Consider the following 26,829-nt stretch of genomic DNA (forward strand, 5'->3'; position numbering starts at 1 on the left):
GCTTGCTAACTTAATCCACACTATGAATGAGCTAAGGACATAATCCCTTCAATACACTTGCTACTATTCACAAAAAAGCCAGCCCGAATTCGGACTGGCTGTTTAACAAACGAATATTTGACAACTTATCAGAAGTTGTAGGTGACGCTAACTCCCCAGGTACGAGGGTTACCCCAGTTCGCTTGCAGCGATGCGACATTAGGCGCTGCGCCCGGATTAAATACCGCAACTCGGTTTAACACCGCTTCATCTTCAATATTCAACACAAAGGCCTGCGCTTCCAAAGTACCACTGGCTGATTGCCAAATCACACGAAAATCAGATTTGGTATAACCGTCTTGTTTTACGCCATCAAGATTAAAATCAGAGGCATAGTAATCACTGACATAGGAAGTCTGGAAGTATGGGCGAATCACACCAAAATCGGCGAGATCGAAATCATAACTGGCTTGAAATCCTAACGTCAGATCCGAGGCCAAAGCCGGGCGCCAACCACTTAGATTAATCAGCGGACTATCACTTGGCTCAGATTGCCTGTCATTGATATCACCAAGACCCGTGACTTTGGAAACTTTATAATCACCAAATTCTGCATCCATTAATGCCAGTTGCGCCGATACGTTCAGGCCATTACCTGGCTGATAGGCCAGTTCTAATTCAAGCCCCATTGCATCCAATTCACCGCCATTTTCGGTATATTCACTGGCATTACCATTGATCAGCACGAAAGACTGCGCCTGCATATCTTCGTATTGATTATAATAAGCCGAGGCATTGAAAGTCAGACTGTTATCCAACCAGGTACTCTTATAACCAAGTTCCCATGCGGTTACGGTTTCCGGATCATAAGATGCTGGTACGCCGTTACCGCCTGCACCATTGATACCACCAGCACGATAGCCCGTGGATACCTGCGCGTATGCCATAACATCATCATTTAGATCATGCTCATAGCCAAGTTTCCACAATACCTTGTCCCAGGTGCTTTTCTCACCCTGTCCATACAGAACTGGAATGACTGGTGGCCATACGCTCCAGTCAGCATTGTCCCAGTCCAGAGGATCACGCTGTTGTTTGCTGTCTTCTGCATAACGCAGACCGCCGACAACACGGTTATCTTCATCAAGGTCATAAGTAACATGCGCGAATGCACCAAATGAATCACTGATGTAATCGCCATCGCGATCCCAGTGAGGCACTTCCAGTTCATCGTTATTTAACTGCAACCAGTTCCAGTTGGCTGTCTGCTCGAAGTAATACAAACCAAGTAACCACTCCAGAGCGTTATCCGTATTGGAAATTAACTGAAGTTCGTGTGAGGTGGTATCCTGCGTAGATGTCCAGCCGACAAAACCACTGTTTACCGGGTCAGCACCATCGGTGTAATCAGGATCGTACCATTGTGCCCCATCAAATTCAGTTAAGTTTGCGGTGTACTGCAAAGTCGCAAAGTCAAAATCATATTCCACATTCAGAGTATAAAAATCCGTTTGGATATCTACACCTGACTGCATATTACGAGCCACTTTCCAAGGGCCTTGGTCAAATACCGATGGTTCAGAAGCACCTTCGTACGCATCAGAGTACAGATGACCTGGTGAATACATCCCATCGATGTAACCACCGATTTGTTGATACCCCCAAATCGCATTACCATTGCCTTTAGAGGTTGACGTACCTAAACGCAATGTAACGTCCAGCTCTTCTACTGGCGACCAACGAAATGCACCGCGAAAATAGTCAATATCCTTATCGCTCAGATCGTCACTAGTACCATCCACGTAAGTATTTTCGATGTAACCATCATGGCTATCACCCATTACCGCAAACCGCGCGGCGAAAGTATCACCAATTGGAATATTGATCGCGCCTTCATAACGCAGACGATCATAGGAACCGACTACGGCATTAAGATACCCTTCAACTTCATCAAAATTTGGCTTTCGAGTGTGAATATTGATGGTTCCACCAAAGGTATTGCGACCGTATAGCGTGCCTTGCGGCCCACGTAACACCTCGATTCGGTCAACATCAACATAGGCGCCAAGGGCCTGAGTGGTGGTAGCGACATAAACACCGTCTTCAAAAATACCGACAACCTGTTCAGCTTCGGTACCAACGTTATTGGTTCGGGTTCCCCGAAGCGCAAGACGCACTTCATTACCGGACTGACCAAACTTCATGCCAGGTACAACATGTTCTAAACGGGTAATATCTTCAATACCCGCTCTTTTAATGGCCTCGGCGTCAAGGGCTGTTACGGCAACAGAAACATCTTGCACAGCAGCATTACGTTTTGTCGCTGTTACAACAATTTGTTCAATCTCGTCATCAACTTCAGCAATTTGCTCTTCAGCAAACGCGTTCATACTCAAGGCTGAAATGATGCCGACCGACAGCGCATGTAACTTAAATCGTGAACGCTCCATGTATTCTCCTTTGTTATTGTTATTAATTTAACGACTTGGTTTAATTTTGTACTTCGAATTCATTTTTTAGTCAACAGCAAATCATAAAGTCTTACGCAAAATAATTTAACCTATAGACAACCCCTTTATAAATAGAGCATCATTGATAAATGAAAGTAAGGCAAATAACTGACTCCGAAGTCACAAAAAGATTCAAAGATATGAATTTAAAAGCAATTTTGTCGGCCATACATCGAGGTGATGTGCAGCAAAGTAAAAAGTCTCTACAACAGTATTTAAAAACATCACCAGATTGCGTTGATGGGTTAAATTTATTAGGGCTGTGCTATCAAAAAGAGGCGATGACTGAGCGAGCGACACTCTGCTTTAGCAAAGCGGTTGACGTTAATCCCACCCACCTGAAGTCTCGAGTCAATCTGGCTATCTGTGAGGCGCAAGCTCACCAATATGATTCGGCGATTGCATCATTTAAAATATGTGAAAGGCTTTCTGCAGATAATATCGATGTATTAAATTCGCTTGGCAATTTGTATCGGATAGTCGGTAAATTCGATTTAGCCCTGCAATATCTGCAAAAAGCTCAGCGTCTAGCACCTAATCATCCGGGCATTGTAGAAAATATCGCCTTATTAAACCTTAAAATTGGTCATTTTGAGGTTGCGAAGCAAGGTTTTAAACAGCTGCTTATTGCATTTCCGAATAGAGTGGAACTGCATCTGGGGATCTCTGAGTGCTGGTATAAATTAGGAGAGCCTGAGCGGGCGAAATCGCAGTTACGGCCATTATTGCAACAATCTAAATTACTGGATAAGGTTTATAATCTACTCGCGGTAATTGCAAAGAAATCAGAAAATATTGCCGAAGCCACGGATTATTATTTGTCTGCGCTTAAGCAAAATAACAATAATGCCGAGATACATTTTAATCTCGCCCTTTTATATAAAGAACTCGGCCAGACAACACTAAGCCAAAATCACTTTCTAAGTGCCATTCATATCCATAAAAATTGGTTTGAAGCCTATTTTCATTTGGCTTATTCCCCTAAGTATATGTTTAGTGGCCAGCAAGCCAAGAGTATGCTGGAACTCGCGCGCAAACATGACGGGCATCCGGATCTCTATTGGTTACAATTTGCCTGTGCAAAATATTACGAGGGCGATAAACAGTACCAAAAATCTTTCGAGTCTCTTAAAAAGGCGAGACAGTGCTTTGCACTGCATCGCAATACGTCCAACGTAAAGCCCCGCCCTTTTGTCAAGTTAAAACAAATGCCGATAACGAATCAGATGGTCGAATCCCGCAGAAAAATGGAAACGCCAGATTTTGTATTCATCACCGGATTACCTCGCTCGGGAACAACATTGACGGAGCAGATTTTAGCAGGACATCACAATACCTTTGCCATCGGTGAATCTGGGCTGGTCAGTCAACTCGCAACACATGTAGAGCGCTTAACAGGTAAACCCTACTATCTGGGCGTTTACGACCTATCCATAGAAAGAAAACAAGAATTGATCGAACACCAATGCCGCATGCGACGTTTTCCGACTGATAAGTGTATCGTCGATGCCAGTCCCAACAATTTGTTTTACATCGGTTTTATTAATGAGATGTTTCCCAGCAGCAAGGTGGTTATTTGCAGACGTTCTCCTCTTGATAACTGCCTGTCAATTTATCAACACCCTTTGGAAAGCCAGGCCTATTCAGATACGTTAAACGCATTAGCAGAGCATTATCAGCAATGTCACCAGCTAACTGTGCATTGGTTAACTCAATTGCCTGAAACCTGTAAAGAGCTGGTTTATGAAAATTTAGCCTGTCAGCCGAAAAAGCAAATTACAATGCTATTAACTCAGTTAGGTCTTGATATCGATGACGCATGTTTTCATCCGCAAAATAATGCACGGCTAGTACGAACGCCAAGCAGTGAGCAAGTCAGGCAACCAATTTCCACCAATTCCATTGGCAAGTGGCAAACATTTGCTCCTTATATTGAAAAACTGACCACCCCGTTAGCGCCACTTGAAATAAGTCATCAACAACGAATTTCTATGGTTTTAGATAAAAACAAAAGTCAGGAACCTTACCAATAGGCTCATTACTGCTTATCTTTTCTGTAAATACCTCGTGGAGTTCATATTACCTAAACAATAAATAGTACCGATATATTCATTCAAAACTGTCGTAATCCGTATATTTCGCCTAGCTTTAAAGACGTTATTTTATGCTCTGACAGAGTGTATTAAACGCTCACAATTAATGGCCTTTGAGTATTATGATTGGTAAGTTATCCGCGATGTATTGCACCATTTGTCTAGTTGTAGCACTCATTTGGATACAACACACAAAGCCAGTATACGCGGCAGGCACGAGTCATAAGCCGGTGATCATTGCACATCGTGGTGCCAGCGGTTATTTACCCGAGCATACGCTCGCCAGCAAAGCGCTCGCCCACGCCATGAAGGCCGACTTTGTCGAGCAGGATTTGGTGATGACCAAGGACAATCATCTCATTGTTTTTCACGACCTGACGTTACAAGACAAAACCAACGTCGCCGATAAGTTCCCTGATAAAAAACGCGCGGATAATAATTATTATGTCATCGACTTTACCCTCAATGAGATCCGTCAGCTTGAGTACCTTGACAATGGCAGGAAACTGCCAAGATTTCGCTTTAGCACATTTGCCGCAGCCGCCTCTGCGAAATCGATGAAAATCCCAACATTTAAAGAAGAAATCGACTTTATCCAAAGGTTGAATGTCAACCGAGAAACGCCGGTTGGCCTGTATATTGAAATAAAAGCGCCACAACTTCACTCCGAACATGGCAAAGACATCAGCACCCACCTTTTTAATCAGCTTATCGATGCACAATCGCTATTAGCCAACACACCAATTATCCTGCAAAGCTTTGATGCTAAGGCGTTAACCGCTCTTAAGGCGAAACTCGATAAGGCAAATTGGCATATCCCTATTGTGCAGCTAATCGGAGAAAACGGCTGGCAACAGGCCTTTCAAAATACCAATGGTAAAGCCCAGCCCTTTAATTACCAACGCATGTTAGAAGACGAAGGCTTACGGGAAATCGCCAGTTACGCCCAAGGCATTGGTATCAATGTTAAACACGTATTTTCTGAAGATTGTTCGTATCAGGGAGGGAAACGCTGGATCGAGCAAGCTCAGAATTATGGTCTCATGGTTCATGCCTTCACTTTTCGGCGTGATAAAATTCCAAACTGCACCAGCAGCTTTAAGCAGTTGCATCAGCTATTCTTTACAGAATTAAGTGTCGACGGTATTTTTACCGATTATCCGGACATCAGTGCTCACTACCGGGATAACAGGTAACTGTTACTCCTTGCAATCAATAACTGAATATTTCACGCGGTCATGCTTAAAATATTCATGGGTGATGAATTTATTATTTGAGCAAAATGTGCAGATTCTCCCGGGTAAACCCTTGATGCACTGGGTGCTTCAAAATACGGCTCTGAAAGCACTCACGCGCTAAAAACTTTTAGCGATTTCGGTTGCAACCGAATATTCAGCTTTGAGGCGGAATACATCTCCCCGTCAACAACATAATTGATAAGGTCAGATTCAAAGGCTGGCAAGATTGTCACACAGAAAGCTTGCGCGTATTCAAAGATATCACTTTCATGTTTTACTCCCAAACTCGATAATGCCAAGTCCGACAAAGCTAATAATTGCTGTGGCATCGATTCGGAAGCTTTTAGATAGGTGATATGCAGCTTGCCGTCGTCAACATTTGGCACCTCACCGCCCTGCGCTAATAACGTAGTAAACGGTGCGGTATTAGCAATTGCCAAACTGTGAATTTCAAGCTCCATAGATTCTTTATTATCAAGTTCCATGATTACTGAAAGAGTTTTATCGCTGACAGCGTTATTTAAGAATCCAGCTAGATAAGCCATCTGCCCCTGCTTATCCTTCTGTTTCCGATTAGCATATTCGATCATTCTCTGTTCAATACCGAGACCGACCACCAAGAGCATCAGGTGCTCATTGCATATGGCTGTATCAATCTCCTTAATATTATCCTCCAGAATAATTTCACATGCTCTGGAGATGGGCGTTACTTTTGCACTTAGTCCGTAAAGGACATGACTAAGAGCGTTAGCTTTACCACAGGGAACAACCCCTAGCCTAACATCGGTGTTCACCAACTTTTGTGCCACCTCACATACAGTACCATCACCGCCACAGGCAATTACTACCTTTATATCCTCGGTCGCAGCCTCAGCGGCAAATTGAGATGCCGAGACCTGTTTCGAGGTTACCATTACCTTGAATCGGTAGCGTTTGGTTAATTCTCTGAGAATAAATTCTGATTCACTTTGCCATTTTCCTCCACCGGCAATGGGGTTTGCGATAAGCCATGCCGGTGCAGGCAGGTGTAACTGCTTTTTACGTTTGATTGCCGATAGCACTTTCAATTGAGTGTTATTCAAGCGCGCGACACTGCGAATTTGATTGATTTCCTCCATCACTTGTTCAACATTAAGAGAAGGATCTTTGCTCAATAAGTAAGCCGCAACCACAAATACCGAACGCCCACGTCCTAATGCACAATGAACTACGACTGAATTTCCCATAGAAATATGAGTATCCATCCAGTTAATTGCGTGTCTGAGCCGATGAAGTGACGGAGCTTTATGATCCAATACGGGCACATTCAGGTAATCAAACTTATCCTCCGTCATCGCCCCTTCAATGCCAACAAACTCAGCGGTTACATCAACAATACAAGTGATGTTTTTGCGTGCCAAAAAATCAACGTCCGATTTAAAAAGCCGACGAGAGAGGTAAAGGTTATCGCTAATTTGTTGAATAGGCTCAACCTTGTCGCGACGAATAACAAGCCAATTGTAAAACCTGACCGCAATCAAAAAAGGTAAAAAAGCCCAGCGTATCCATACTGATATTTTTCCATCCTGCTTTTTCCTAAAAATGGTTGGTATATCGAGATAATATGCAATGCAGACAAGCATCATAGATGTCGCAATCCAGAAGAAAATCAGCCTTAAAAGTGTGTTTTCAACTGAAAACAAAAGTACAAAAGCGACCAGGCACACCAATACGTAATATTTAATAATGAACACGTTTTAGCCACCCGTTATGGTTATCATTCCTGTTAAGTCTAATTCAAAGTTGTTGGACTTAAAAAAAACATATACCTCTTGTTTGCTGATCATCATGACAAAAAGTGCAAGCTTCACAAAATTACGACACTTTTTCGGTTAATGTATAGCAATCGTTATACGATCAAGGAAAACCATGTATAAACTCTTGGCATTATTTATATTTTTACCGTTTGTATCATTCGCAGAAAATATTGAGTTGGCAGAAAAATTTATCCAATTGACGGATGCGACCAAAGTAAAAGGCGCATCTCAAAAAGATATCGATAAGGTTGCCGCATTGCTTGGGGATGACATGCGTTATCAACACCCGAATTTCAATGCTGACTTAACCAAGGTGCAATTTATCGAGGGTTTATCTCGATATTTAGGAGTTGTAGATGCGATGGATTCCGTCATAACCACAAAAGTTGTTGGTTCTGACGCGATAACCGTGGCCTTTATCTCGACAACGGTCAACAATGGTAAAACAGACATCGACGAGCGGCCATTAATGCGCTTGTTCGAGTTCAAACAAGGTAAAATCACACTCGTTAGAGAGTATTGGTAACCCTGGCACTGCAAAAGTATTGTTCAGGTTATAGTTGTGGTTTCAGTTTTAGCTCACCTGGCCACGATAAACAACACTGACTGGTGAAGGTTTACTCCACTTGAATTAACGCTTAGGTTTACCTTAATGCCTGCGGGGAATCGTCAACACGAGATGAATACGCCGCCACAGAAAAATGTATATGTCGCACGTAAAGCATCATTAAGGAGCCTATGATGTCAACAAACAAGCTATCCGTCTTGCTGGTTGAGGACAATCAAGAGATTGCCAATCAGATTGTCACTTACCTGGAACAAAAAGGCGTTTTGGTCGATTATGCCGCGAGCGGTAAAGTGGCATTGAACCTGATACAAAACAATGTGTTTGACTTGGTTATTTTAGATTTAATGCTGCCTGATGCTGATGGATACGATTTGTGTGGGCAATTGAAAAACCATGCGAAACATCACTTGCCGGTTCTGATGTTGACCGCTCGAGACAGCCTAAACGATAAATTACAAGGTTTTGAAAAAGGCGCCGATGACTACCTAACCAAACCCTTTGCGTTAGAAGAAGTGTACATGCGCTGCTTAGCGCTAAGTCGGAGAGTGAAACTCCATCAAGAAAAAATCACCTCCGTAGGCGAGCTAACATTGGACACCGGGCAAAAAACGGTTCAGCGCCAGGGCCAGGCTATCTCGTTATCGCAAACGGATTTTACCATTTTAGAAATTCTGGTTATGGCTTATCCTAATGCGGTTAGCAAAAGAGAGTTGGTTCAAAAAGTATGGGGAGACGATGCCCCGGAAACCGACGCGGTACGCAGCCACATTTACACCCTAAGAAATGGCGTCGATAAACCGTTCGAACAAGCGATGATCAAAACCGTGCATGGTATCGGCTTTAAGCTGGTCATTAACGAATAGAAATCTATGAAGCCAATCAATAAACCAGCCCTAACCGCAAAGAGTGGATCGATAAACACCGCCATCAGTAAGTTGCTGGTATCTGTTGTGCTGATCATTACCCTGTTTTACAGCACACTTTTATTAATTTATTCATGGGTGGTGGAAGACAATATTTTTAATCGTCAGGTAATGGATGAAGCGGCATATATTCAAGAAGTTAACAAAGCCACTGGTGAGATAGTTCAGCCTCGCTCCTCTTACATGACATTGCACCTTAATTGGCAAGGATTACCGCCACAGTTTAAGAAAGAAAAGCAACAAAAGCCGGATAAGGTTGAATTTGATTATCCCGACGGCAGAACCATTCACTTGCAGTTATTTACCATCGAAAATCAAACCTATGTGTTATCCGCAGACGTCGCTGGATTTGAAGTCAGCCGTGATTTTCTGCCGAGAATTTTATGGATGCTGGCGTTATTAAGTTTGTGTTGTTGTCTGGTTGTTGCCGTTGTCGCTATTTTTAAGGCCAGAAAAATCACCCGTCCGCTTAATCGCTTAGCCGAGCAAGTAAGTAAACACCAACGCATTGAAGACATTCAAGTTCAAGGCCACTACCCGAATAACGAAATTGGCACCTTGGCAGCCCGAATTAAAGATGCTTTTGAGCGCCTGGTTCAAGCCTGGGCCAGAGAAGCCAACTTTACCAAAGATGTGAGCCACGAAATCAGAACGCCGGTTACCATTGCGAAAAACCTTTTAGCAAAGCCTTTTTCTAAAGTGTCACAGAGCGACTGGCAAACATTACATGACGCCAATCTCCGGTTAGAACAAACCACCGAAATCTTACTCGCTTTAGCAAGAAATGAATCTACCAAACTAAGCAACACTAACCTGACGCAACTGTTAGAACAGTGCTTATTACAAAATTCAGACGTCAATTTAAGTTCAAAAGGACAGGATATCGAGTTTGAAATAGAAGCCGAGCAAGACGTTTATCAAACCATTAATGAGAATCTCGTATCGATATTGTTTAACAATGTTTTGTCAAATATCGTGCACTATACATCGGGAAAATCGGTAACGATAAAAATCACCAGCCACGACATCACTTTTACCAACGCCTATCACCAGACGCCACCAACCGAGCTTTTAAAAAGCGGCGAAAAAGGCCAAAACAGCCAGGGTATTGGCCATGGCTTGAGTATAGTGAAACGCATTAGTGACGTATGTGGTTGGCAGGTATTGGTTTCCGCGACTGAAAAACATTTTGTTTTAACATTAAATTTCGATAAATAGCCCACCGATATATCGCGCCTGCCCGATTTCTTCACAAAAGCACGACACTTCTCACTTTAATATCGAATACCAATCACATTAAATTATTGCTCACTCAGTGAGAATTCAAAGGCTTTTAGGCAAGGCTTTGACTGCAGAGAATGGTATTCCGCTCTCAAAAACAGCCAAAATCAGTAACGTAGGATAAACGCCTTTAAAACTCACCCGTAAGGGTTAACCAGAGGCCCATTTACGGCCTTATATTTCATTAATATAGAATGACTATATCAATGAAATCTATGTTGTAACTGAACCTCTCCCCTAACTCTGAATTGTGCACAAACTTTATGTATTGGTATTAAATATTATCAAAATGGAGACATTAAAATGAGAAGTTTATCATTGGTTATTTTCCTGCTTGCTAGTTGCATAGCAACAGCCGCAAGCGCAGACAAGACTACAAAACAGAAAAAAGTCGCTTTGGTGATTTCTGGGTATGCAAGTCAAGGCAATCCAGCACTTAGCTATGATCAGGAAGAATTAGCGCAAAGTTACCTGACCTTGTTTAACAATGGCGTCGACATCGATATTGTCAGCCCCCAAGGCGGTGCGGTACTGGTTAAAACCAACAAAGATGACTTACCGTATATTCAGCAGTTTAAAAACAACACTCAGGCATTAACCCAGTTAGCGAATACCCTGTCAGCTGAACAAGCCAAGACACAACACTACGATGGTTTGTTCATTGTTGGTGGCGATGGCGCAATGTTCGACCTGCCCAGACACCAAGGCATACAAAGCCTGATACAGGACTTTGCGGAACAAGACAAACCGATAGCGGCGGTTTGCCATGGCCCGGCAGCGCTGGTTGATATAAAACTACAAGATGGCACTTACTTTGTGGCAGGAAAAACCGTCAATAGTTTTACGCTTACCGAAGATCAGGCCTTTAAAAAAGAACACATTGAGCTATATCCATTTATCGTACAAACAGAGTTGGAAAAACGTGGCGCTAATTTTGTTTCGAACAAACCCATGTTGCCATACGTGGAACAAGACGGAAATTTAATTACCGCACAAAACCCGATGTCGGTAGCGAAAGCGGCCGATGCCCTGGTGCTTAAATTAGGATTAAAACCAAAAACACGCGCATTGTTTAAAGACGAGGCCACCTTTGATTTATTAGCTCGTGCTGAAAATGAAGGGTTAAATCTAATCGACGTAGAAATCGCTAAACAGCCAGATGCTTTTGATTATAACTATATGGCGTTATACGGTTATTACGCTTTTCAAATCGCTAAAACGCCTGAGCAAAAACAGTTCCAACTAAAGTTAATGGCGCAGCTAAGAGAACATGTTGTCGAGTTTCAACCAAGATACCAACTCGCACTGATTTCAGCTAATTTAGAGCTAGATTTCGTTGAACAGGCAAAACAGGAATACGCATGGTGGTTAGCAAACTTTCCAGAGCAACAAGCACCAGAAAGTCTCATAAAAAAACTAGGCATCTAATTTATTCAGGCCCTAATCTCTCCTAAGACAGAAACGAAAAAGCCCCGGTAAATACCGGGGCTTTTTGCTGAATAATGGCGGTTATAAACATGGATGTTTTGTATGCCGACATCACATGGATGTAGAAGATGGCGGTGACGGAGAGATTCGAAAGATAGAACCCAGCCTAAAAGCAACGTTTTTATTGGGTTTTACGGGTAGTTGCAGTTAGTTAAAGGGCAATTTTTTTGGGAAAAGTTCCCAAAAAGTTCCCAGCTAAATCTGATGCTTAAATCATACAGTATTCAGGGTTTCTAAAGAATTAATTATTTATTTTATAGAAACTGTAATTGGAGCCGTTTCGTTATCTGTCACTGTAACGCATACAGTTTCATTGCAAATGGTATGCGTTGCAGATAACGAAAAAGTCTAGGCTTATTCATTTAATTCAATCGAACCCTTCCTACAATTATTCAATGTCGTCTTTTTCACCAATTTCGTACAAAACTTTTGTTGACGGTTCGCCTACAAAATCACCTTCCAATCCAATTTTTATTGCAGGTCTTAACACATAAAGCACTTCATTTGATATAGCAACACAGTGGTTTTCCATTATGTGCATCGCCAGTTCTTCTGGACTATGACAAAAGTAAACGCCTTTGTCGCACTCTCCACAATAACGTAAATCAGAATCTTCGGTTTCAGTAAGTTGCTTCCATTTCTGACTGCATTTTTTACCGATAGAACAATTACGAATCTTAGGCTTTGACATAACTTGTTAATGCTTGAATCAAATAACGATGTCTAAAAACTAGTTGATTTGAATGATATGACAACTCAAGCGGAATAGAGTAGACACTTTACTCAGATGAGTAATTTACCCCTTACTCTTGTTCACGAAACGAAAAAGCCCCGGTGTTTACTGGGGCTTCTTGCTAAAAAATGGCAATTATCGATAAGAATGTCGTATATGCAATCATTCTATGGGTGCAATAAATGATTGCAACGGAGGGATTTATTAAATACGTCTTATATTTGCCCCTGCTAGCGCTCGAGCGCGTGAAAATTTGTTCCGGGCAAATTTTTCGAACTCTGAGTTCTCATACGAGCTTTCGTCTTGAGATAATAGCCCTGAAAACAGTTTTTTCACAACCTCGCGAGTCCGTGTGGTAATAACTTCACGTTGAGAACGTCCGGTTGCTTTAACCAATGCTTTGTCCGCTCTATTAATTTCATCTTCTGTGTTTTTATGTTTAGCCTTTATATAATGAGTTTTTGTGGTTTGAGCACTAGCATGAGTTAGTTGATTAGCCACCATGGTCTCTGAAACCCCCATTTCACAGCTATTTGTCGCAAAGGTTGTTCTAGAGTTTCTAGGTGGCAATACATTGGAAATACCGGCAAGAGCCTGTAGCTTTTTAACGGCCCTCCGATATTGTTGCTCAGTATAAGGTAATCCGGTTTTCGGATTGTTCATTAAGAATTTCACTTGCTCTTTCCGCACAAGTTGCCTCTTCTCGAAGATCTCAATTTCGTGTTCCATGTACTGATCAGAGTCTTTCACTAACATATCCAGCCATTTTTTATTAGACGGCAAGATGTCAAAGCTAGAAACATCCCCTTTGGCTATTTTAGGCGTTTTGTAATAGTTGTTAGACTTAGACCTTCTGACATTGCCTTTGAGCTGTTTTCCCACATAACTGAAATCAGCTGTCGCCATCGAAATTGCCTCGCCTACCCGACTACCACTGTTTTTAGTTCTCAGGTTTTCCATTGCCCAAACTGCGGTTAATCCATGTGATGAAACGATTTTTGGATCTAAAGACGCCAAGCAATTTACTTCTTCTTGAGAGTGATGAGTTAACCCATTATTCGACCTAATATCCTTTCGCCTTACCTTAAGTCTAAGATCATTGATATCTATATTGTGTTTTCTGAGATACCCTTGTCTCAAGGCAAGATCCAGGATCTTGCCCAAATGTCTTAAAACTTCCTGAATCCCATCAGCATCTAGTTTAGAGGAATACACCCATTCCTCCACGAGATTATGATTAATGTCTTGAATTAAAAATGTTCCAAATGCTTTGTACAGTCTTTTGCAGTCGCGTTCATAAGTCTTCGTTGTATTTTCTTCAAGTCCGCTTCCGTCAAAATTATTGTACTCATCAATCACTTGCCCAAAGTAAATTGAACTCACTAAAAGCTCTTTATCCAGAAGCTGATCATAGCTGAGTCGTTTCAACTCCTCTGCATCCGCTTTCGCTACTAGTATCCCTTGATAGGTAAACCCGCCTCTGACGCTGAACTTAAAAGGTTGTGGCCGATACTTCACGAATTTTCGTACAAATCGAAACCCAGCTCCGTGCGCCTCAAGATGTTTAATATTCAGGCATTTTTTCAATAATTTTATCTCAGTCATTGATAACTTAAGATCCGGTGTAGCCGCAAAGTTGGCAACAACTTCATTGGCATTCATATTTTTATTAGGAAATTCTGACAACATAAATCAATAATTTTTCATCGATTAACTAGAAATTGGCTGTACTCGGTTACTTTTCGGAAAGCATTTGATCCAGATTTTCAAAATGGTATATATAGTTTTTCCCCTTTTTCTTAAAATGCACACCTTCTTCCATACAAGTTGATCGCCAGTTTTTTAATGTGTCGTAAGAAAAGCCTTTCAGTTCCTCCACTTTCTGATATGAGACCCAACCAAGTAAAATTTTTTGCATAACATTCTCCTTTCTTTCGAAATTTAATGTATTCAAGTAAACCGAAAAACTAAGCACAAAAACACTCACTCAATGACGCCTTTTTTCATTTTCTCATCAGAGCCCTGTAAAATAGGGGTTGATATGTGAAAACAAGTAAATTTTGGAATAAACCAAATGGGTAAACCAGACAATTACAGATACTCTGCGGCTCAAATTAAGCAGGCTTTGGACGAAGTTTCAGCGTCAAAAACCATCAAAGAGGTATCTGCGCAACTCGGAATGTCGACAAATTCGATCGTCAACTGGAAACGAAAATTCGGCTCAATGACCGAAAGTCAAATAGACAAAATGATTGAACTTGAACGAGCTAATGATCTTCTAAAAATCGAAAACAAGGAACTCCAGGTATTTTTCTTAGCATGCGGTTCAACTTTCCCAAACACATTAAACAAAGAAGAGAAATTGGAGGCGGTAAGAACATTCGTCAAAGAATACAACGTCCCTCTTGTCGCTGCTATAAAGTTCTTTGGGATGTCGGTTAGCTCCTATTACAACAGGTATCCGAAATAACACAGGAATTTTTTATTGCTTGAATTACTATTTAGTTCGCTAACTCAAGGAGTGAGTTTACAAACTCTCGAGGACAACTCAAAAGTGTCTAGACTGTTAGTGGAGATTCAGTATGAGAGCCGATGTTGAGCCAGGCATTCAAGAGGTTCTGGCTGGGTGAAATTGATGAATTTGGCTGGAAGCGAACGACCGTTTTGTGCCAATAGCTGCCTGTTAGCATTTTCTAATATACGCTGATTTCGAGGCGTTAACACCTTTAGCCGCTGCAATTTGTGCAGCTCAAGGCGTAGTCATTTGTTCGCTTGCCTAAATTTATTAGGGCTTTTACCCGTATGGCTCAGGCCATACCAATGCCCACTGATTATTTTGCCACTGTATATCTGCGTAACTGCCGCACTCCATACAGAAGAACAGCGATAGTTCGTTAGCTTTGCCAAACAACACTGCAAACCTAGGTTTGTTAAGATCTACTGTAAGGACCTGCTTAATTTCTTTAGTGTTTAGGTCGCTGACTATGACGACATTCGCATAAGGATACTTGCCCGATTTGTATTTTGCGACACCAACGCTCCATAGTTCCTGAACTCCATCGCGGTTTAAATCTCTAATCGCGCTAAACATACCTTTGTTGTGAGCAATTTCAGCACATTGTTGGGGGGTAAAATACTTATTGTCAGCGCAAGAATATATTTCAAGAGCGGAAAATTTGCTGCTATATTTTGATGCATCAGATTTAGGCTCATAGGTATAGTCAACCCACCAGGCTACACCTATGGCAGCCGCCAGAAATGGTACTGCTATGAGGATCATCGCTCGATTCATGGTTGCCCTAACAATTTAATAGTGTGCAAATCGCGCACTTTTCTGAATGGGATAGTTTTAACAAAGTTGACAACATGTTGCCAGAGTTATTAAAAATATGCGTTATTAATTTTTTGAGAAAGACAAAAGTAAGCAAATCGCTCATTTTCATGAATATAGGGGAAAGTCACCAATGTTATTATTGCTTTAGGAAACAACCTTTAAGGCTTCGTTTTGGATAGTTAATTCACAGTTAGCTTCCGTGGGGAGAATGTTATTTCTATCTGGCCAAAGCATCACTAATACACGAAATGGCTTATCGTAATATTGACTCGCAATTCCTGCAAAGTCTGCAATACATTCATTTTTAAGAGGCTTAAACATTACATCTAACCCTCCCGATATTACATCAGGAATACGATTATTGGGGGTAAATACTTTTCCACTTTTTAGCTCATATGCAATATCTGCAAGTATGGTATGCATTGTTTCTTTTTTGAGTCCAAAAATCATAATCTCTGGATGTGCAAAAGTTTCTTCAAACCCAATGGTATAAGCGAAATCTACTTTCTCACCATTTTCATCAAATACGAATTGAAATTGCCAACCATGTTCTTCTATATTTTTTGAAATCTTTTTATGTTGTTTGTTGTTCTTGAATAGCCACATCTATATTGTTCTTTTCCTAATAAAAGTGAAATTGCGTTACCTATGCAGCGGCTGCGGTTCGCTCAATATAGTCATCCCATTATTAGGCTATTGATTTTCCCAAGGAAGTGACTTAGATATTTTCAATCCTTCGTAATTACAATTGATAAAAAACTCAAACTTTATAAGTTTGTCGTCAAAGTTAATCTTGCCAATTGCCTCGTTACAGTCGTTTGTAAAAAACGCATAACGCAAAACATCATCAACAGTAATTTTTGTTCCTTCAGGTAAATTTGCTATTAACCTTCCCTGGTGACAGCAATCGCTTTGCCTTACCAATAAAACATTATAAAAGCTAAAGTTACCCTCTGGCTGTTCATATAAAGTCATATCTTCAGTCAACTCAAATTCGCCGCCAACATAATTCGAATAATGGCTAGATAAGCTTTGGGTATTTACAGCGCAAGAAATGCATAAACTCGAAAACAATAATATGATTAGTATTCGCATTAGATCCCTCGACCTATCTCTCCACGTCCGTTTATCGCTCATTATAGTCATCCCAACCTGGATCAGACCATACTTATCTGGTTCGGGTCATCCAAATTACCGGATTAAGCCTACTTAGGCAATCAACCAAATTCAGTCCTTGAGTAAAAAGGCTTAAATCACATACCTAGACGAACACGGTTGCCTATCGGTTATTACGGTAAGCAATGGAGAACTCTGTTGCATATGTTTTCATATCGAAACCTGGGCAACGTTTCTTAATTTCAGCCAAGAGAAAGGGATTATCTAGTACAGGCTTATTTTTAACCTCAGGATGTTCAGCGTATTGTCCCGAAAATACCTCACAAACAAACCTTTCCAGTTCGTTCCGAAGAGTATTTATCGTCGCTTGCTTCTTTGTACCCATAATAAACTTTAGATCTTCTATGACCGCTGTTCGCTCATCACGGCCTGATAGGGGTATCCCCACCAGGCAATAATTTATACCTCTATAGACTCCGATATTTCCAGTGCATCGTCAACCTCGATGCCAAGGTAACGAACGGTACTTTCCAGCTTTTTATGGCCGAGGAGCAACTGAACCACCCTGAGATTCTTGGTTTTCTTGTATATCAGATATGGCTTTGTGCGACGCAAAGAATGAGTACCATACAGGCTGTGATCTAAATGCAGAGCTGATATCCAGCCATGAAATATCCTGCTGTACTGACGCGTACTAAGGTGCTCAGAATCCTTTAGACGGGACTTAAAGAGGTAATCGTTAGCATCTAGTCCAGCTATGGCAATCAAGGCAATTACAGATTCTCTGGTGGCCTTAGTGATTTCGAATTGCACCGGACTTCCGGTTTTCTTTTGGGTTATAGTAGCTCTGGATAATATTCTACGGCCATGGGAAATATCAGATACTTTCAGTGATACCAGGTCACAGGCGCGAAGCTTACTATCCAGTGCCATGTTGAATAATGCCAAATCACGGTGATTGTTCGTTAGTTCAAGCCGGACTCGGATACCCCAGATATGAGATATTTTCAGCGGTTTACGCTGTCCTACGATTTGAGCCTTGTTCCAGGGAATGAAGGGTTTGTCTTGAGTTAAGTGATTCATACAGCGCTCCTTTTATCGAAAGCGCTTTAATTATCACCGATGATTGTATATTCTGATTCTCAAGTTGCCGCCAGGAGTCTGGACGGCTTCAATGAGCGAGCTACAGTCATTCAAAATTCAAAAATGAATACTATCCAAATATTTGAATATTAGCCGCTTGGCTAACATGGAGAGTTTGTGGAAAACCTTAAGGAAAAGCTCATCGAATTAGAAGAGCGATTGTTTAGAGCTGAAACTAGATCATCTTTTAGTGAACTAAACAACTTAATTGCGGAAGACTTTACTGAAGTTAGTGGCTCTGGCTGCCGATTTGGTAAAAAAGAAGTCCTTGATCGTTTACCCAATGAATTGCCGCCAAAAATAAACGCATCACACTATGAAGTTAAATATTTAGCATCTGATTGTGTTCAGTTACTTTATAAATCTGTAATGGAAAAGAGCGGTGAGAGGACTCCGATTTTCTCTTTGCGCTGTTCCATATGGTCTTTGAAAAATGGAAGGTGGCAAATGCTATACCATCAAGGCACTTTGTGTGATGAATTCGGACTTAACTCCTAACTAGGGTTGTCAGTAGCTATTAGTCTTTCCATAATTCTTATATCCGAGGTTGATATTAACTCCTTGAAAAGGTTAATGTCTCTGAAGAGCGATCTACAGTCATTCAATGGAAGGAGTATCGAGTGAAGGAAGTTTTCCCAATTCTATTTGCTATATTGTTTGGTTCTGTTTTTGTTTGGTTTTTTCTTTGTCATCGTTTGTTTAAGATACTAGAAACCAGACACCCAGAAAAATACAAATCAATGGGTGAACCAAGTCTAATCATGAATAACTCATTAAACACAAATCGAACGTTTATGAAGTATTTATTCAAAAGAGAATGGCGGGATATTGAAGATCCTGGACTGGCTTCGTTGAGCAAGTGGATGCTGATATTTATTTCAATATACACGCTAGGATTCATTATTTTATTTGTGTCCGTCCCTCTAGGATTGGTACAGCAGTAATGAGCATGTATGCCAGCGTCTGAGTTGAGCGAATTGCAGACATACGTATTGAATAAAATTGGATGTGACGTTGAAAATACTCGAAGCAATTAAAAAAGGTGTTCTTGCCGCTCTTCAATTTTATGTTTTCATGCTAATAGGTATCTTGCCTCTAAATGTGATCCTGGATTATTTTGAAGGTGATGATATTGGCCAGTATGCAAGCATGGGTTTTGTTCTCAATTTTATTAATCACCCGTTAATCTACGGTTCACTTTTCTGTATCGTTGTAGTATCAGTGATTAATCAATTTGTATTACTCAAGAAGAAAATCTGAGTATCAGAGAAAATTTGTATATTCGTATGAAACAGGCACATGACCCGAACCAGATAAGTATGGTCTGATCCAGGTTGGGATGACTATAACGAGCTGCGAGCTACAGTCGTTCAACCAAGGATATGGCATCGACAATACAGCCGTTGAAGCCGCCGAGAATTGGGCTAAAGAGCCGGAGAATCAATAAATGATGTTCAATAAAAAAGGTTTTTATGCCATTTGGAAAGTTGGCTTCAAGCTTATATTTTTAGCAATGCTTTTTGTGCTAGGCCTAAGGCTATGTTTGTTGTATATGTATGGAAAGGCTGATTCTGTAACTATAAGTAGCGTACTTTTAGGGTTAGCTATAGCTGCTGCAGGGACTGCGCTCATCACGGGGTTTATCGCATGGGTTGTAGTGGTAAACGATAAGTCAAATACTAGTGAATAACCATTTATTAGATGACAGTCTGTAGAGTGGTATATTAGCAATAGCTAACAGACCGTTCCTGGCACATAAGAGACACTCAGCTCCTACCATTTTTGATCAAAATTGTCGAAATTCCCCCTATCGGTTCCTTGTTATTTGTGCCCAACCAAACAACAAGGAAAACTTATGAATATGGAACAAAACTATCTAAATATTAAGTTTGTCAGCCAATTGCTAAACCAACTCAATGAGGCGTTTCGCCTGGAAGAAGATGTATTGCGCGATGTAATAGTAAATAAGTGGGGAGTTCACGATGATTATATTTTTTGCGAGCATCTGCAGAAATACTTCACTGAACTTTTACCGCATGAACGCAAAGCGTTAATGGCGATTACTCGGACTGTTATTAGTGCCTCGGCTGAAGCCTATTATGAATTGATTGAGGACAATTACCTGGGGTATGAGAAGCAGGACAATGAGGCGCTCAGCTTAAATGAATTCATTGACAGGCTTCAAACCGAAGGCGCGGAATACTAGTCCTTGCCTTCATAAAAAACACAGCCCCTTTCGGGGCTGTTTTTTTACCAGTCGTCGCTAAACGATGAGCCTATAGAACTATCGACTGACGAAAAGCTATCGTCAATCAAGCTCGAAGAAAATGAATCATCAAAACTGTTCGTGCAAGTATCGATACCGACAGAGCTTGTGATATCTATGTCATTGCTGCATTGTCCATACACCTTGCCTTCCACATCTATCATAGAGTCGGGGATCATAGGTGTACCATCACAATTTACGATTGGTGTTGAGCTAGTGTTACTTGAGCTTGAATGTACAGTTGAGGTGGTATCATCAGAGCCGAATAACCAATTTAATAGTCTCATATTTTTCTCCATGCTTAATTATCAACCTATTCCATTTTAAGGATTTTTCTGATAATTTGATGAATTCTTCGTACGCGAACGCGACCTAAAATTCTTACCATTCTGACAAACAAACCTGCCTCTTCTCGCGCTCACCTCCGATTCAATGCGCATGATTTGCCGAAGGCAAAGCAACCAAATTTTTAAGGATTTAAAAATTCAAAATAAGCGAATGTAATTCGCATCAAATCGCGGAAGCAAACAACCACGAGAGTGGCTTGTTTGGTGAAGCCGGCCATCAGCCAAGTGCTGATTTGGCTGATTGGAGTTTCGCCTTAAGCGAAATTTTTCGATTTTCCAAGGGAAAATAGGAAAACCTAACGTCACGAAGTGATGCAATAAATTGAGCCTCTCTCCGGCGTCTCCGCCGGGCGAAATTTATGGGCGGAAATCGGCCAAATCAGCGGTCACCGCTGATGGCCGGGCTATTTCCCGAGACGCCCGAAGGAAGGAAAGCCAGACCGCGACAAGTCGCGAATAGTCTGGCGTTCAGAGAAATAGCCTAAACGAAGTTTTTACAACAACAGTTGATTTAGCTTGCAGTATGCAAAGCGTGGCGAAGCCCTACCCTGATGCCAGGCATCAGGCAAAGCGAGTTTGATACATGGTGGCAAAATTATCCTTGGCTGAACCTTGATAAAGATTTACAAGCAAGAAGGAGATGCGATGCAAGAATTATCAATCTATCAAAATCTGGGGACTAAATTTCTTATTCCCCCAGAGTACAACAATCCAACTCAAATCGGTCATGCCAGGAAAATTTCGGTTCTCTATGTTATTGGTCGATTTGGCTTTAGTAGTAAAACCGTTATTCAGTATCTTTTGGGAATTAGCCGTGAAGCCATCAACAAGTTATTTAGAAAGTTAGTGATAGATGGCTTGATAAATGAGCGAAAAAGTTTCGGTAGCAAAGATGGTGCGGTGTATTACTTAAGTGCCAAAGGAAAGCGATTCATCAGCTTTGAAACGGAGTTGGAATATCATCAGAAAACCGATACAAGCCAACACGCTTATAAAAACGAAATTCACGACTTGAGTGTTCAAATATGTGTTATTAACAGATTACTCAAATACAATAGTGAAAGTAAAAATAGTGGCCAGTATACAGCATTTATTACAGAGCAGGAGCTTCGGGCTGCTGGATACGGAAGTTTTGGCGAGCTCAGAAACGAAAGGGCTGTAGATAGCCTTATTTACTTTTGCGACCGCCATTGCGAGTCCAATTCCGGCTGGCATTCTCTTGAAATTGAGACGGCCAACGCTAAGAATAAAAAGGCCGCTAATAATTATCTGCGCCCCGAAATTCTGGAAAAGTACCGGCGTCAATTAGTCGCGGAGGATGGTCTCTATTCCCGGGTACTATTTTTCAGTCATCGTGAGCGTTTCCTACGACAAATTGCCGCTAGAACAGATGAAATCATCAAAGAGAATGCGCTGGGCTATACCGATAAGGATATTGAGGTATTAACGGCGTCATTAAAGTATGTCCATTCATTTTGCCCTACTCTTTACGAGTTATTCTGGAACCCGGATTCTAAGTTGGATAAAGACAGTCACATCAAAATTGACCAAGACAGAATTGAGCAAGCAGTGGCCTTGTACTCGGTAAACTCATCCAACGAGTATCAACAAGGCTTAACCGATGTATTTCGAACACTTGGCATTAAACATCCAGACATACCAACTAACAATTAAAGGCATAAAAACAGGCACCGCATAGCGGTGCCTAATCGTAACGGGTTGCCCGTCAATCTTTAATCATATCGGGTCGGTGTTTGGCGACATAGCATCGTAATCCGATGCTGATACCAACCATTGTCAAAGCCAATACCGTCAAGCCAACAATGACATGAAGCTGAGTATCTAAATCTTCTTGCAAAAAGATGACTATCATAATCAGCGAAATCGATGTGGCCTGTAGTATCCTCAAGCCAATTTCACATAAGCCTTGTGAGGATTCATAGATATAAATTAAAGATTCTTTATTTTTCATAGTGTTTCCTTTTTCATTCATGGAACTGTCTTCCATAACTATGTAGAAACACCCCAGGCGAAATATGGGGAAAGGGAGCCAATCTGGCTCCCTTTACAGTCGATATGCTTTCCTTTTCTCACCATTGTCGCAATGACGTCGGCGACATCCGGTATGAGCTTCCGATCACCCACGGAGCGTTGAGCTGGTCATCGAGGTCAACGTCAACTCAGTCAAAACGCAAAGCTCGGAAACTTCACTGATTTGCTGTAATAAGTGACAGCGGCACCTTGCCCCAACATAACTTCCGACTGCCCTATTAACTAGTTCCAATGTGGGGAAATTATTGCCGGAAAAAGAAAAGGGAGCTTTCGCTCCCCTGATTAGACTGAGTTTTCACACAACGATAAAAACGATTCATAATTTTCACTGGAAAAGAACACAGATTTCGATACCCCGGTGAAATTGAAAAAGGCCATATCATCGACGTTATGCTCGATAAACTGACTAATTTCACTAAAGAAAAAGCCGAATACCCATGCACGCTCTTCCGGGAAAAAATACTTCCGGTTGATGTGCTCTGGCAGCTGCTCTTGCAATAAACTGGTTATGGCAAAGCCATTCGTGCCGCCCGCTTGATTACGGTATTCGTATATTGCTTGTTTATTTTCTTCGTCGAGATACCAGCAAATTCGCAAATCATCCGGTTTATCGCCATTGCCCCAAGGGCAGCGAGAACGACGTACCATTTTATGAATCCAATTAAACTGTGTGTTTTCTGTCTTTTGGGTCATTGATATATCCTCTTTTAGTTAACCTCGGATATATCTAGGCCCGTTAAAGGGAAATTATTTTAGGAGAATGCCTGACTAGCCAAATTTGCGAATTTGTCTTCATGTGTCGGCATCCATTTAGCATAATGTTTCTCGATCATTTTTATGCTGGTGTGTCCCATTTGTCTGGCTACCCAAGTCAGCGGTAAGCCTGCTGAGACTAAATGAGACGCATAAGTATGCCTCGCTTGATTGGCACCGCGATAGACTACGCCAGCTTTCTTTAAATGGTTTTGAAAAAATCTTTGTCGATACTGATTATCATTGTCAAATGGCAACATGGTATTGCTATTGTAAAAGACAAAACACACATTATCTTTACGCATGGTTTTATTATCGCAAGTCAACACTTCAAGCGTTTGTGGTTTTAATCTTGCTAATTGCAATTGCCTTTCGAGCACCGCTATGGCTTGTGGCAACAACTTAATAGTGCGTTGACTGGATGCGTTTTTCGGCGATTTATACGTGTTGTTTACTACAGAACGGTTTACATGAAGGGTCTGTTTCGCCAAATCAATATCAGTCCAGGAAAGCGCCATTGATTCACCCAACCGCAACCCCGTATAGCAGTTAAAGTGAAACAGGTTAATTTCACTTTTTCTGCTAGTAGGTGTCGACACGATTTTTTGTATTTCATCATCAGTAAAAGGCTGTGGTTCAGGGGCTACCGATTTTAGTTTCAGTACATTTCCTGCTTTTAACTTGTCGAGAGGGTTCACCATGATTGCATCATCAAGGATAGCCAATAAAAAGATTTGATTTAGGAAGCAAACCAGATCTTTAACAGTCTTATTCGATAAGTGGCTCAAATCTTCAAGTAGCCAACGCTGAATTTGTAATGGTTTTATTTCAGCGACTGGGACTTTACCGAATTTAGGGGTGATGTAGCGTTCGATTTTCTTCTGGTAATTGCTAATCGACGAAGGCGCAAGCGAGCCTTGCTTAGACATGTAAAAATATTCTATGAATTCATTTAGTGGGCGAGCGTCAGGATTAGAAGATTGGCCTTTTGGACTTCGGGAACTTTTAGGACGCTGCTCTTTATATTTTTTAAGGAAGTCCTCAAAATTGTATTTAGCTAGCAATTTTAATTGCTTCACTTCATCGCCTGCTTTAAGCACCCTCTTAGGAGTGAGTTCGAACTCATCAAGGCGAAATCGATATATGGTTTTATCCAGTTTTATATGTGCGCGAACCGAATATGGCCCTCGGATATCCAGGCCCTTAATTTTATTTTTCTTGCAGAAAGCCTTGGCTTTTTCAACTGACCACATAAACACCTCACTCAACGCACTGATAAGACGTTGATTTTAAGAGGTATTAATGATATTAAAAGAATTCTTCGCTGCGTAGCTCAGCACTAAAATTCTTCCCTGTGACGAAACCGCGAACAAGTTAGCCTCCTCTGGTCTAGGAAACTCTCCGTAATTAAGCTTTGTATAGAACGAAAATGATTAGGAGTAGATAGAGAAAGAATTGAAATCAGAAGTCGGTGTATGTAGCTCAAAAGTTCCCATAAAGTTCCCAATCGAGCTACATCCCTTTAATAATGGCGGTGACGGAGAGATTCGAACTCTCGATACGTTTCCGTATACACACTTTCCAGGCGTGCTCCTTCAGCCACTCGGACACGTCACCTTAAATCGAATTGTAGAAGAATTTGATAATCGTGTTTCTTTTCACGTTTTGGTGATTTGGCTGAGCACGCCAGGCGTGTTAATACCCCTTGGCAGCCACTCGGACACGTCACCTAAATCACTTTGTCAATGCGCTAATTTTTCGGTCACATTGTTTAAATATTTTTTCAATCGCTGTGCGTTTGAATGTGCGCGTATGTTAGGGAAAATTTTGCGAGGACGCAAGTATTAATCCACCAACAGCTTACTGATTGCTGTTTTTTCGCACTATGTATTATTTTTCTCGCTTAGTTTCAATTGCGCCGAAAAGTCGAGCATGCGGTTTAAGGATTTTAATGCGCCGTCGCGTAGATCCATATCGACAAAGATTTCTCGACCGGTACCATCGATTAGGGCATCATGAATGGCTTTTAAGCCGTTCATTGCCATCCAGGGGCAATGTGCACAGCTTTTACAGGTTGCGCCCTCGCCTGCGGTTGGTGCTTCGAAAAACTCTTTATCTGGGCACAACTGCTCCATCTTGTAAAAAATACCGCGATCGGTGGCGACGATGAATTTTTGATTATCCATCTCCTGGGCGGCTTTGATCAACTGACTGGTTGATCCTACGGCATCGGCTAGATCGATAACGGATGCTGGAGACTCAGGGTGCACCAATACGGCGGCATCAGGATGCAAGGCTTTCATATCGGCCAGTGCTTTGGTTTTAAACTCATCATGGACGATACAGGCGCCGTCCCACATCAGCATATCGGCACCGGTTTGTTTTTCGATATAAGCACCCAAATGTTTATCCGGGCCCCAAAGTATCTTTTCGCCCTGCTCGTCCAGATGCTCAACGATTTCCAGTGCACAAGATGACGTTACAATCCAGTCCGCTCGGGCTTTTACTTCTGTGGAAGTATTGGCATACACCACCACGGTACGATCCGGATGTTGGTCACAGAAGGCATTAAATTCTTTGATCGGACAGCCTAAATCCAAAGAACAGGTGGCTTCCAGCGTTGGCATCAGCACGGTTTTTTCTGGTGTTAAGACTTTGGCGGTCTCGCCCATAAATTTCACACCAGCGACGATCAGTGTGTCTGCAGAATGTTGATTACCAAAGCGCGCCATTTCAAGAGAATCGGCAACACAGCCCCCGGTTTCTTCCGCTAATGCCTGAATTTCAGGATCGGTATAATAATGGGCAACCAGAACCGCGTTCTTTTCCTTTAACAACTGTTTGATTTTGGCTTTGTATTCGGCTTTTTCGGCATCACTCAACTTTGCTGGCTTGGCAGGAAAGGTGTAATCAAAATCAACGGCTAAGGTGGTCTCTAACATTCGTAAACAACTCATGGTACTAAAGTGCCGCATATTATAAATCAATCGGTTTTAAATGCCTATAGGTCGAAAATCCGAATTAAATGTAATCTAGGTACACAATCGAAGATTGTTCCGGGTACGTGGCAAACGGCGCCACTTCGGGTACGCGATAAACCACATCGCTTCGGGTAGCGGGTAAAAGCAGCTCTTATACCAATCACATTAAGTTTGTGCACAACTCAGAGTTAGGGCAGAGGTTCAGTTACAACATAGATTTTATTGATA

At 41.5% G+C, this 26,829-nt stretch carries 26 protein-coding genes and 1 tRNA gene; 12 read left to right on the top strand and 15 right to left on the bottom strand.

Annotated elements, in window-relative coordinates; genetic code table 11:
• Nucleotides 1-128: 128 nt before the first annotated feature.
• Entirely contained in the window at nt 129-2,429 is a 2,301-nt protein-coding gene (locus ACHUFQ_RS12085) for a TonB-dependent receptor (RefSeq protein WP_394175895.1), read from the bottom strand.
• A gap of 200 nt (nt 2,430-2,629) precedes the next feature.
• On the opposite strand from ACHUFQ_RS12085, the gene ACHUFQ_RS12090 reads away from it, so the two are divergent.
• Nucleotides 2,630-4,522, top strand: a complete 1,893-nt coding sequence (locus tag ACHUFQ_RS12090) for a tetratricopeptide repeat-containing sulfotransferase family protein (RefSeq protein WP_394175897.1) — start codon at nt 2,630-2,632, stop codon at nt 4,520-4,522.
• Nucleotides 4,523-4,704: 182 nt separating this feature from the next.
• The gene (glpQ, locus tag ACHUFQ_RS12095; RefSeq protein ID WP_394175939.1) at nt 4,705-5,778 is read left to right on the top strand and encodes a glycerophosphodiester phosphodiesterase; all 1,074 of its coding nucleotides are present in this window, start codon (nt 4,705-4,707) and stop codon (nt 5,776-5,778) included.
• Between the two features lie 152 nt (nt 5,779-5,930).
• Here glpQ and ACHUFQ_RS12100 read toward each other — a convergent pair whose 3' ends face one another.
• Nucleotides 5,931-7,553, bottom strand: a complete 1,623-nt coding sequence (locus ACHUFQ_RS12100) for a diacylglycerol kinase family protein (RefSeq protein ID WP_394175899.1) — start codon at nt 7,551-7,553, stop codon at nt 5,931-5,933.
• A 175-nt stretch (nt 7,554-7,728) separates the two neighbouring features.
• Between ACHUFQ_RS12100 and ACHUFQ_RS12105 the strand changes: the two genes are divergently transcribed.
• The 4 genes from ACHUFQ_RS12105 (at nt 7,729) to ACHUFQ_RS12120 (ending at nt 11,816) form a co-directional block, all read left to right on the top strand.
• Nucleotides 7,729-8,142, top strand: a complete 414-nt coding sequence (locus ACHUFQ_RS12105) for a hypothetical protein (protein WP_394175900.1) — start codon at nt 7,729-7,731, stop codon at nt 8,140-8,142.
• Nucleotides 8,143-8,357: 215 nt separating this feature from the next.
• Nucleotides 8,358-9,047, top strand: coding sequence for a response regulator transcription factor (locus ACHUFQ_RS12110; protein WP_394175902.1), 690 nt, complete (start codon nt 8,358-8,360; stop codon nt 9,045-9,047).
• Between the two features lie 6 nt (nt 9,048-9,053).
• Nucleotides 9,054-10,325, top strand: a complete 1,272-nt coding sequence (locus ACHUFQ_RS12115; RefSeq protein ID WP_394175904.1) for a sensor histidine kinase — start codon at nt 9,054-9,056, stop codon at nt 10,323-10,325.
• Nucleotides 10,326-10,691: 366 nt separating this feature from the next.
• Entirely contained in the window at nt 10,692-11,816 is a 1,125-nt protein-coding gene (locus ACHUFQ_RS12120; RefSeq protein ID WP_394175906.1) for a type 1 glutamine amidotransferase domain-containing protein, read from the top strand.
• Nucleotides 11,817-12,264: 448 nt separating this feature from the next.
• On the opposite strand, the gene ACHUFQ_RS12125 is transcribed toward ACHUFQ_RS12120, so the two are convergent.
• The 3 genes from ACHUFQ_RS12125 to xisR all read right to left on the bottom strand — a co-directional run bounded on the left by ACHUFQ_RS12125 (nt 12,265) and on the right by xisR (nt 14,527).
• On the bottom strand, nt 12,265-12,567 hold the full coding sequence (locus tag ACHUFQ_RS12125) for a hypothetical protein (RefSeq protein WP_394175908.1): 303 nt from the start codon (nt 12,565-12,567) through the stop codon (nt 12,265-12,267).
• Nucleotides 12,568-12,813: 246 nt separating this feature from the next.
• The gene (locus tag ACHUFQ_RS12130) at nt 12,814-14,298 is read right to left on the bottom strand and encodes a tyrosine-type recombinase/integrase (RefSeq protein WP_394175910.1); all 1,485 of its coding nucleotides are present in this window, start codon (nt 14,296-14,298) and stop codon (nt 12,814-12,816) included.
• A gap of 46 nt (nt 14,299-14,344) precedes the next feature.
• On the bottom strand, nt 14,345-14,527 hold the full coding sequence (xisR, locus tag ACHUFQ_RS12135; RefSeq protein WP_394175912.1) for an excisionase family protein: 183 nt from the start codon (nt 14,525-14,527) through the stop codon (nt 14,345-14,347).
• Between the two features lie 156 nt (nt 14,528-14,683).
• Between xisR and ACHUFQ_RS12140 the strand changes: the two genes are divergently transcribed.
• Entirely contained in the window at nt 14,684-15,079 is a 396-nt protein-coding gene (locus tag ACHUFQ_RS12140) for a transposase (RefSeq protein ID WP_394175914.1), read from the top strand.
• A 324-nt stretch (nt 15,080-15,403) separates the two neighbouring features.
• On the opposite strand, the gene ACHUFQ_RS12145 is transcribed toward ACHUFQ_RS12140, so the two are convergent.
• The 4 genes from ACHUFQ_RS12145 to ACHUFQ_RS12160 all read right to left on the bottom strand — a co-directional run bounded on the left by ACHUFQ_RS12145 (nt 15,404) and on the right by ACHUFQ_RS12160 (nt 18,142).
• On the bottom strand, nt 15,404-15,889 hold the full coding sequence (locus ACHUFQ_RS12145; RefSeq protein WP_394175916.1) for a hypothetical protein: 486 nt from the start codon (nt 15,887-15,889) through the stop codon (nt 15,404-15,406).
• A 198-nt stretch (nt 15,890-16,087) separates the two neighbouring features.
• Nucleotides 16,088-16,549, bottom strand: coding sequence for a DUF4262 domain-containing protein (locus ACHUFQ_RS12150; RefSeq protein ID WP_394175917.1), 462 nt, complete (start codon nt 16,547-16,549; stop codon nt 16,088-16,090).
• Nucleotides 16,550-16,636: 87 nt separating this feature from the next.
• The gene (locus ACHUFQ_RS12155; protein ID WP_394175919.1) at nt 16,637-16,930 is read right to left on the bottom strand and encodes a hypothetical protein; all 294 of its coding nucleotides are present in this window, start codon (nt 16,928-16,930) and stop codon (nt 16,637-16,639) included.
• Between the two features lie 588 nt (nt 16,931-17,518).
• On the bottom strand, nt 17,519-18,142 hold the full coding sequence (locus tag ACHUFQ_RS12160; protein WP_394175921.1) for a tyrosine-type recombinase/integrase: 624 nt from the start codon (nt 18,140-18,142) through the stop codon (nt 17,519-17,521).
• A 177-nt stretch (nt 18,143-18,319) separates the two neighbouring features.
• On the opposite strand from ACHUFQ_RS12160, the gene ACHUFQ_RS12165 reads away from it, so the two are divergent.
• The 4 genes from ACHUFQ_RS12165 (at nt 18,320) to ACHUFQ_RS12180 (ending at nt 20,408) form a co-directional block, all read left to right on the top strand.
• Complete coding sequence (locus ACHUFQ_RS12165) at nt 18,320-18,700, top strand: nuclear transport factor 2 family protein (RefSeq protein WP_394175922.1); 381 nt, start codon at nt 18,320-18,322, stop codon at nt 18,698-18,700.
• A gap of 516 nt (nt 18,701-19,216) precedes the next feature.
• Nucleotides 19,217-19,462 carry a hypothetical protein gene (locus ACHUFQ_RS12170; RefSeq protein ID WP_394175924.1) on the top strand — a complete coding sequence of 82 codons (246 nt, stop codon included), beginning with the start codon at nt 19,217-19,219 and terminating at the stop codon, nt 19,460-19,462.
• 187 nt (nt 19,463-19,649) lie between these two features.
• Nucleotides 19,650-19,892, top strand: a complete 243-nt coding sequence (locus tag ACHUFQ_RS12175) for a hypothetical protein (RefSeq protein WP_394175925.1) — start codon at nt 19,650-19,652, stop codon at nt 19,890-19,892.
• Nucleotides 19,893-20,057: 165 nt separating this feature from the next.
• Complete coding sequence (locus ACHUFQ_RS12180) at nt 20,058-20,408, top strand: hypothetical protein (protein ID WP_394175927.1); 351 nt, start codon at nt 20,058-20,060, stop codon at nt 20,406-20,408.
• Between the two features lie 44 nt (nt 20,409-20,452).
• On the opposite strand, the gene ACHUFQ_RS12185 is transcribed toward ACHUFQ_RS12180, so the two are convergent.
• A complete protein-coding gene (locus ACHUFQ_RS12185; protein ID WP_394175929.1) occupies nt 20,453-20,755 on the bottom strand; it encodes a hypothetical protein in 303 nt (100 codons plus the stop codon).
• Between the two features lie 705 nt (nt 20,756-21,460).
• On the opposite strand from ACHUFQ_RS12185, the gene ACHUFQ_RS12190 reads away from it, so the two are divergent.
• Complete coding sequence (locus ACHUFQ_RS12190; protein ID WP_394175931.1) at nt 21,461-22,489, top strand: hypothetical protein; 1,029 nt, start codon at nt 21,461-21,463, stop codon at nt 22,487-22,489.
• 52 nt (nt 22,490-22,541) lie between these two features.
• Here the strand turns inward: ACHUFQ_RS12190 and ACHUFQ_RS12195 are convergent, their stop codons facing one another.
• The 5 genes from ACHUFQ_RS12195 to nadA form a co-directional block, all read right to left on the bottom strand.
• Nucleotides 22,542-22,787 (bottom strand): hypothetical protein, encoded by a 246-nt coding sequence (locus ACHUFQ_RS12195; RefSeq protein WP_394175551.1) that lies wholly within the window; start codon nt 22,785-22,787, stop codon nt 22,542-22,544.
• Nucleotides 22,788-23,149: 362 nt separating this feature from the next.
• Nucleotides 23,150-23,560 (bottom strand): hypothetical protein, encoded by a 411-nt coding sequence (locus ACHUFQ_RS12200; protein WP_394175933.1) that lies wholly within the window; start codon nt 23,558-23,560, stop codon nt 23,150-23,152.
• Nucleotides 23,561-23,619: 59 nt separating this feature from the next.
• Nucleotides 23,620-24,699 carry a tyrosine-type recombinase/integrase gene (locus tag ACHUFQ_RS12205; protein ID WP_394175935.1) on the bottom strand — a complete coding sequence of 360 codons (1,080 nt, stop codon included), beginning with the start codon at nt 24,697-24,699 and terminating at the stop codon, nt 23,620-23,622.
• A 450-nt stretch (nt 24,700-25,149) separates the two neighbouring features.
• Nucleotides 25,150-25,237: transfer RNA gene (locus tag ACHUFQ_RS12210), tRNA-Ser, on the bottom strand.
• 266 nt (nt 25,238-25,503) lie between these two features.
• Nucleotides 25,504-26,562, bottom strand: coding sequence for a quinolinate synthase NadA (gene nadA, locus ACHUFQ_RS12215; RefSeq protein ID WP_394175937.1), 1,059 nt, complete (start codon nt 26,560-26,562; stop codon nt 25,504-25,506).
• Nucleotides 26,563-26,829 lie beyond the last annotated feature (267 nt).

Source organism: Thalassotalea litorea (assembly GCF_043642205.1).
Taxonomy (GTDB): Bacteria; Pseudomonadota; Gammaproteobacteria; order Enterobacterales; family Alteromonadaceae; genus Thalassotalea_A; species Thalassotalea_A litorea.

What these genes read in the sequence shown, in the direction of transcription:
- xisR (WP_394175912.1), bottom strand. Translation starts at nt 14,527, where the DNA reads ATGCAAAAAATTTTACTTGGTTGGGTCTCATATCAGAAAGTGGAGGAA.
- ACHUFQ_RS12195 (WP_394175551.1), bottom strand. Translation starts at nt 22,787, where the DNA reads ATGAAAAATAAAGAATCTTTAATTTATATCTATGAATCCTCACAAGGC.
- ACHUFQ_RS12120 (WP_394175906.1), top strand. Translation starts at nt 10,692, where the DNA reads ATGAGAAGTTTATCATTGGTTATTTTCCTGCTTGCTAGTTGCATAGCA.
- ACHUFQ_RS12115 (WP_394175904.1), top strand. Translation starts at nt 9,054, where the DNA reads ATGAAGCCAATCAATAAACCAGCCCTAACCGCAAAGAGTGGATCGATA.
- ACHUFQ_RS12085 (WP_394175895.1), bottom strand. Translation starts at nt 2,429, where the DNA reads ATGGAGCGTTCACGATTTAAGTTACATGCGCTGTCGGTCGGCATCATT.
- ACHUFQ_RS12090 (WP_394175897.1), top strand. Translation starts at nt 2,630, where the DNA reads ATGAATTTAAAAGCAATTTTGTCGGCCATACATCGAGGTGATGTGCAG.
- glpQ (WP_394175939.1), top strand. Translation starts at nt 4,705, where the DNA reads ATGATTGGTAAGTTATCCGCGATGTATTGCACCATTTGTCTAGTTGTA.
- ACHUFQ_RS12110 (WP_394175902.1), top strand. Translation starts at nt 8,358, where the DNA reads ATGTCAACAAACAAGCTATCCGTCTTGCTGGTTGAGGACAATCAAGAG.
- nadA (WP_394175937.1), bottom strand. Translation starts at nt 26,562, where the DNA reads ATGTTAGAGACCACCTTAGCCGTTGATTTTGATTACACCTTTCCTGCC.
- ACHUFQ_RS12150 (WP_394175917.1), bottom strand. Translation starts at nt 16,549, where the DNA reads ATGTGGCTATTCAAGAACAACAAACAACATAAAAAGATTTCAAAAAAT.
- ACHUFQ_RS12145 (WP_394175916.1), bottom strand. Translation starts at nt 15,889, where the DNA reads ATGATCCTCATAGCAGTACCATTTCTGGCGGCTGCCATAGGTGTAGCC.
- ACHUFQ_RS12130 (WP_394175910.1), bottom strand. Translation starts at nt 14,298, where the DNA reads ATGTTGTCAGAATTTCCTAATAAAAATATGAATGCCAATGAAGTTGTT.
- ACHUFQ_RS12180 (WP_394175927.1), top strand. Translation starts at nt 20,058, where the DNA reads ATGAATATGGAACAAAACTATCTAAATATTAAGTTTGTCAGCCAATTG.
- ACHUFQ_RS12125 (WP_394175908.1), bottom strand. Translation starts at nt 12,567, where the DNA reads ATGTCAAAGCCTAAGATTCGTAATTGTTCTATCGGTAAAAAATGCAGT.
- ACHUFQ_RS12105 (WP_394175900.1), top strand. Translation starts at nt 7,729, where the DNA reads ATGTATAAACTCTTGGCATTATTTATATTTTTACCGTTTGTATCATTC.
- ACHUFQ_RS12160 (WP_394175921.1), bottom strand. Translation starts at nt 18,142, where the DNA reads ATGAATCACTTAACTCAAGACAAACCCTTCATTCCCTGGAACAAGGCT.
- ACHUFQ_RS12200 (WP_394175933.1), bottom strand. Translation starts at nt 23,560, where the DNA reads ATGACCCAAAAGACAGAAAACACACAGTTTAATTGGATTCATAAAATG.
- ACHUFQ_RS12190 (WP_394175931.1), top strand. Translation starts at nt 21,461, where the DNA reads ATGCAAGAATTATCAATCTATCAAAATCTGGGGACTAAATTTCTTATT.
- ACHUFQ_RS12185 (WP_394175929.1), bottom strand. Translation starts at nt 20,755, where the DNA reads ATGAGACTATTAAATTGGTTATTCGGCTCTGATGATACCACCTCAACT.
- ACHUFQ_RS12175 (WP_394175925.1), top strand. Translation starts at nt 19,650, where the DNA reads ATGATGTTCAATAAAAAAGGTTTTTATGCCATTTGGAAAGTTGGCTTC.
- ACHUFQ_RS12140 (WP_394175914.1), top strand. Translation starts at nt 14,684, where the DNA reads ATGGGTAAACCAGACAATTACAGATACTCTGCGGCTCAAATTAAGCAG.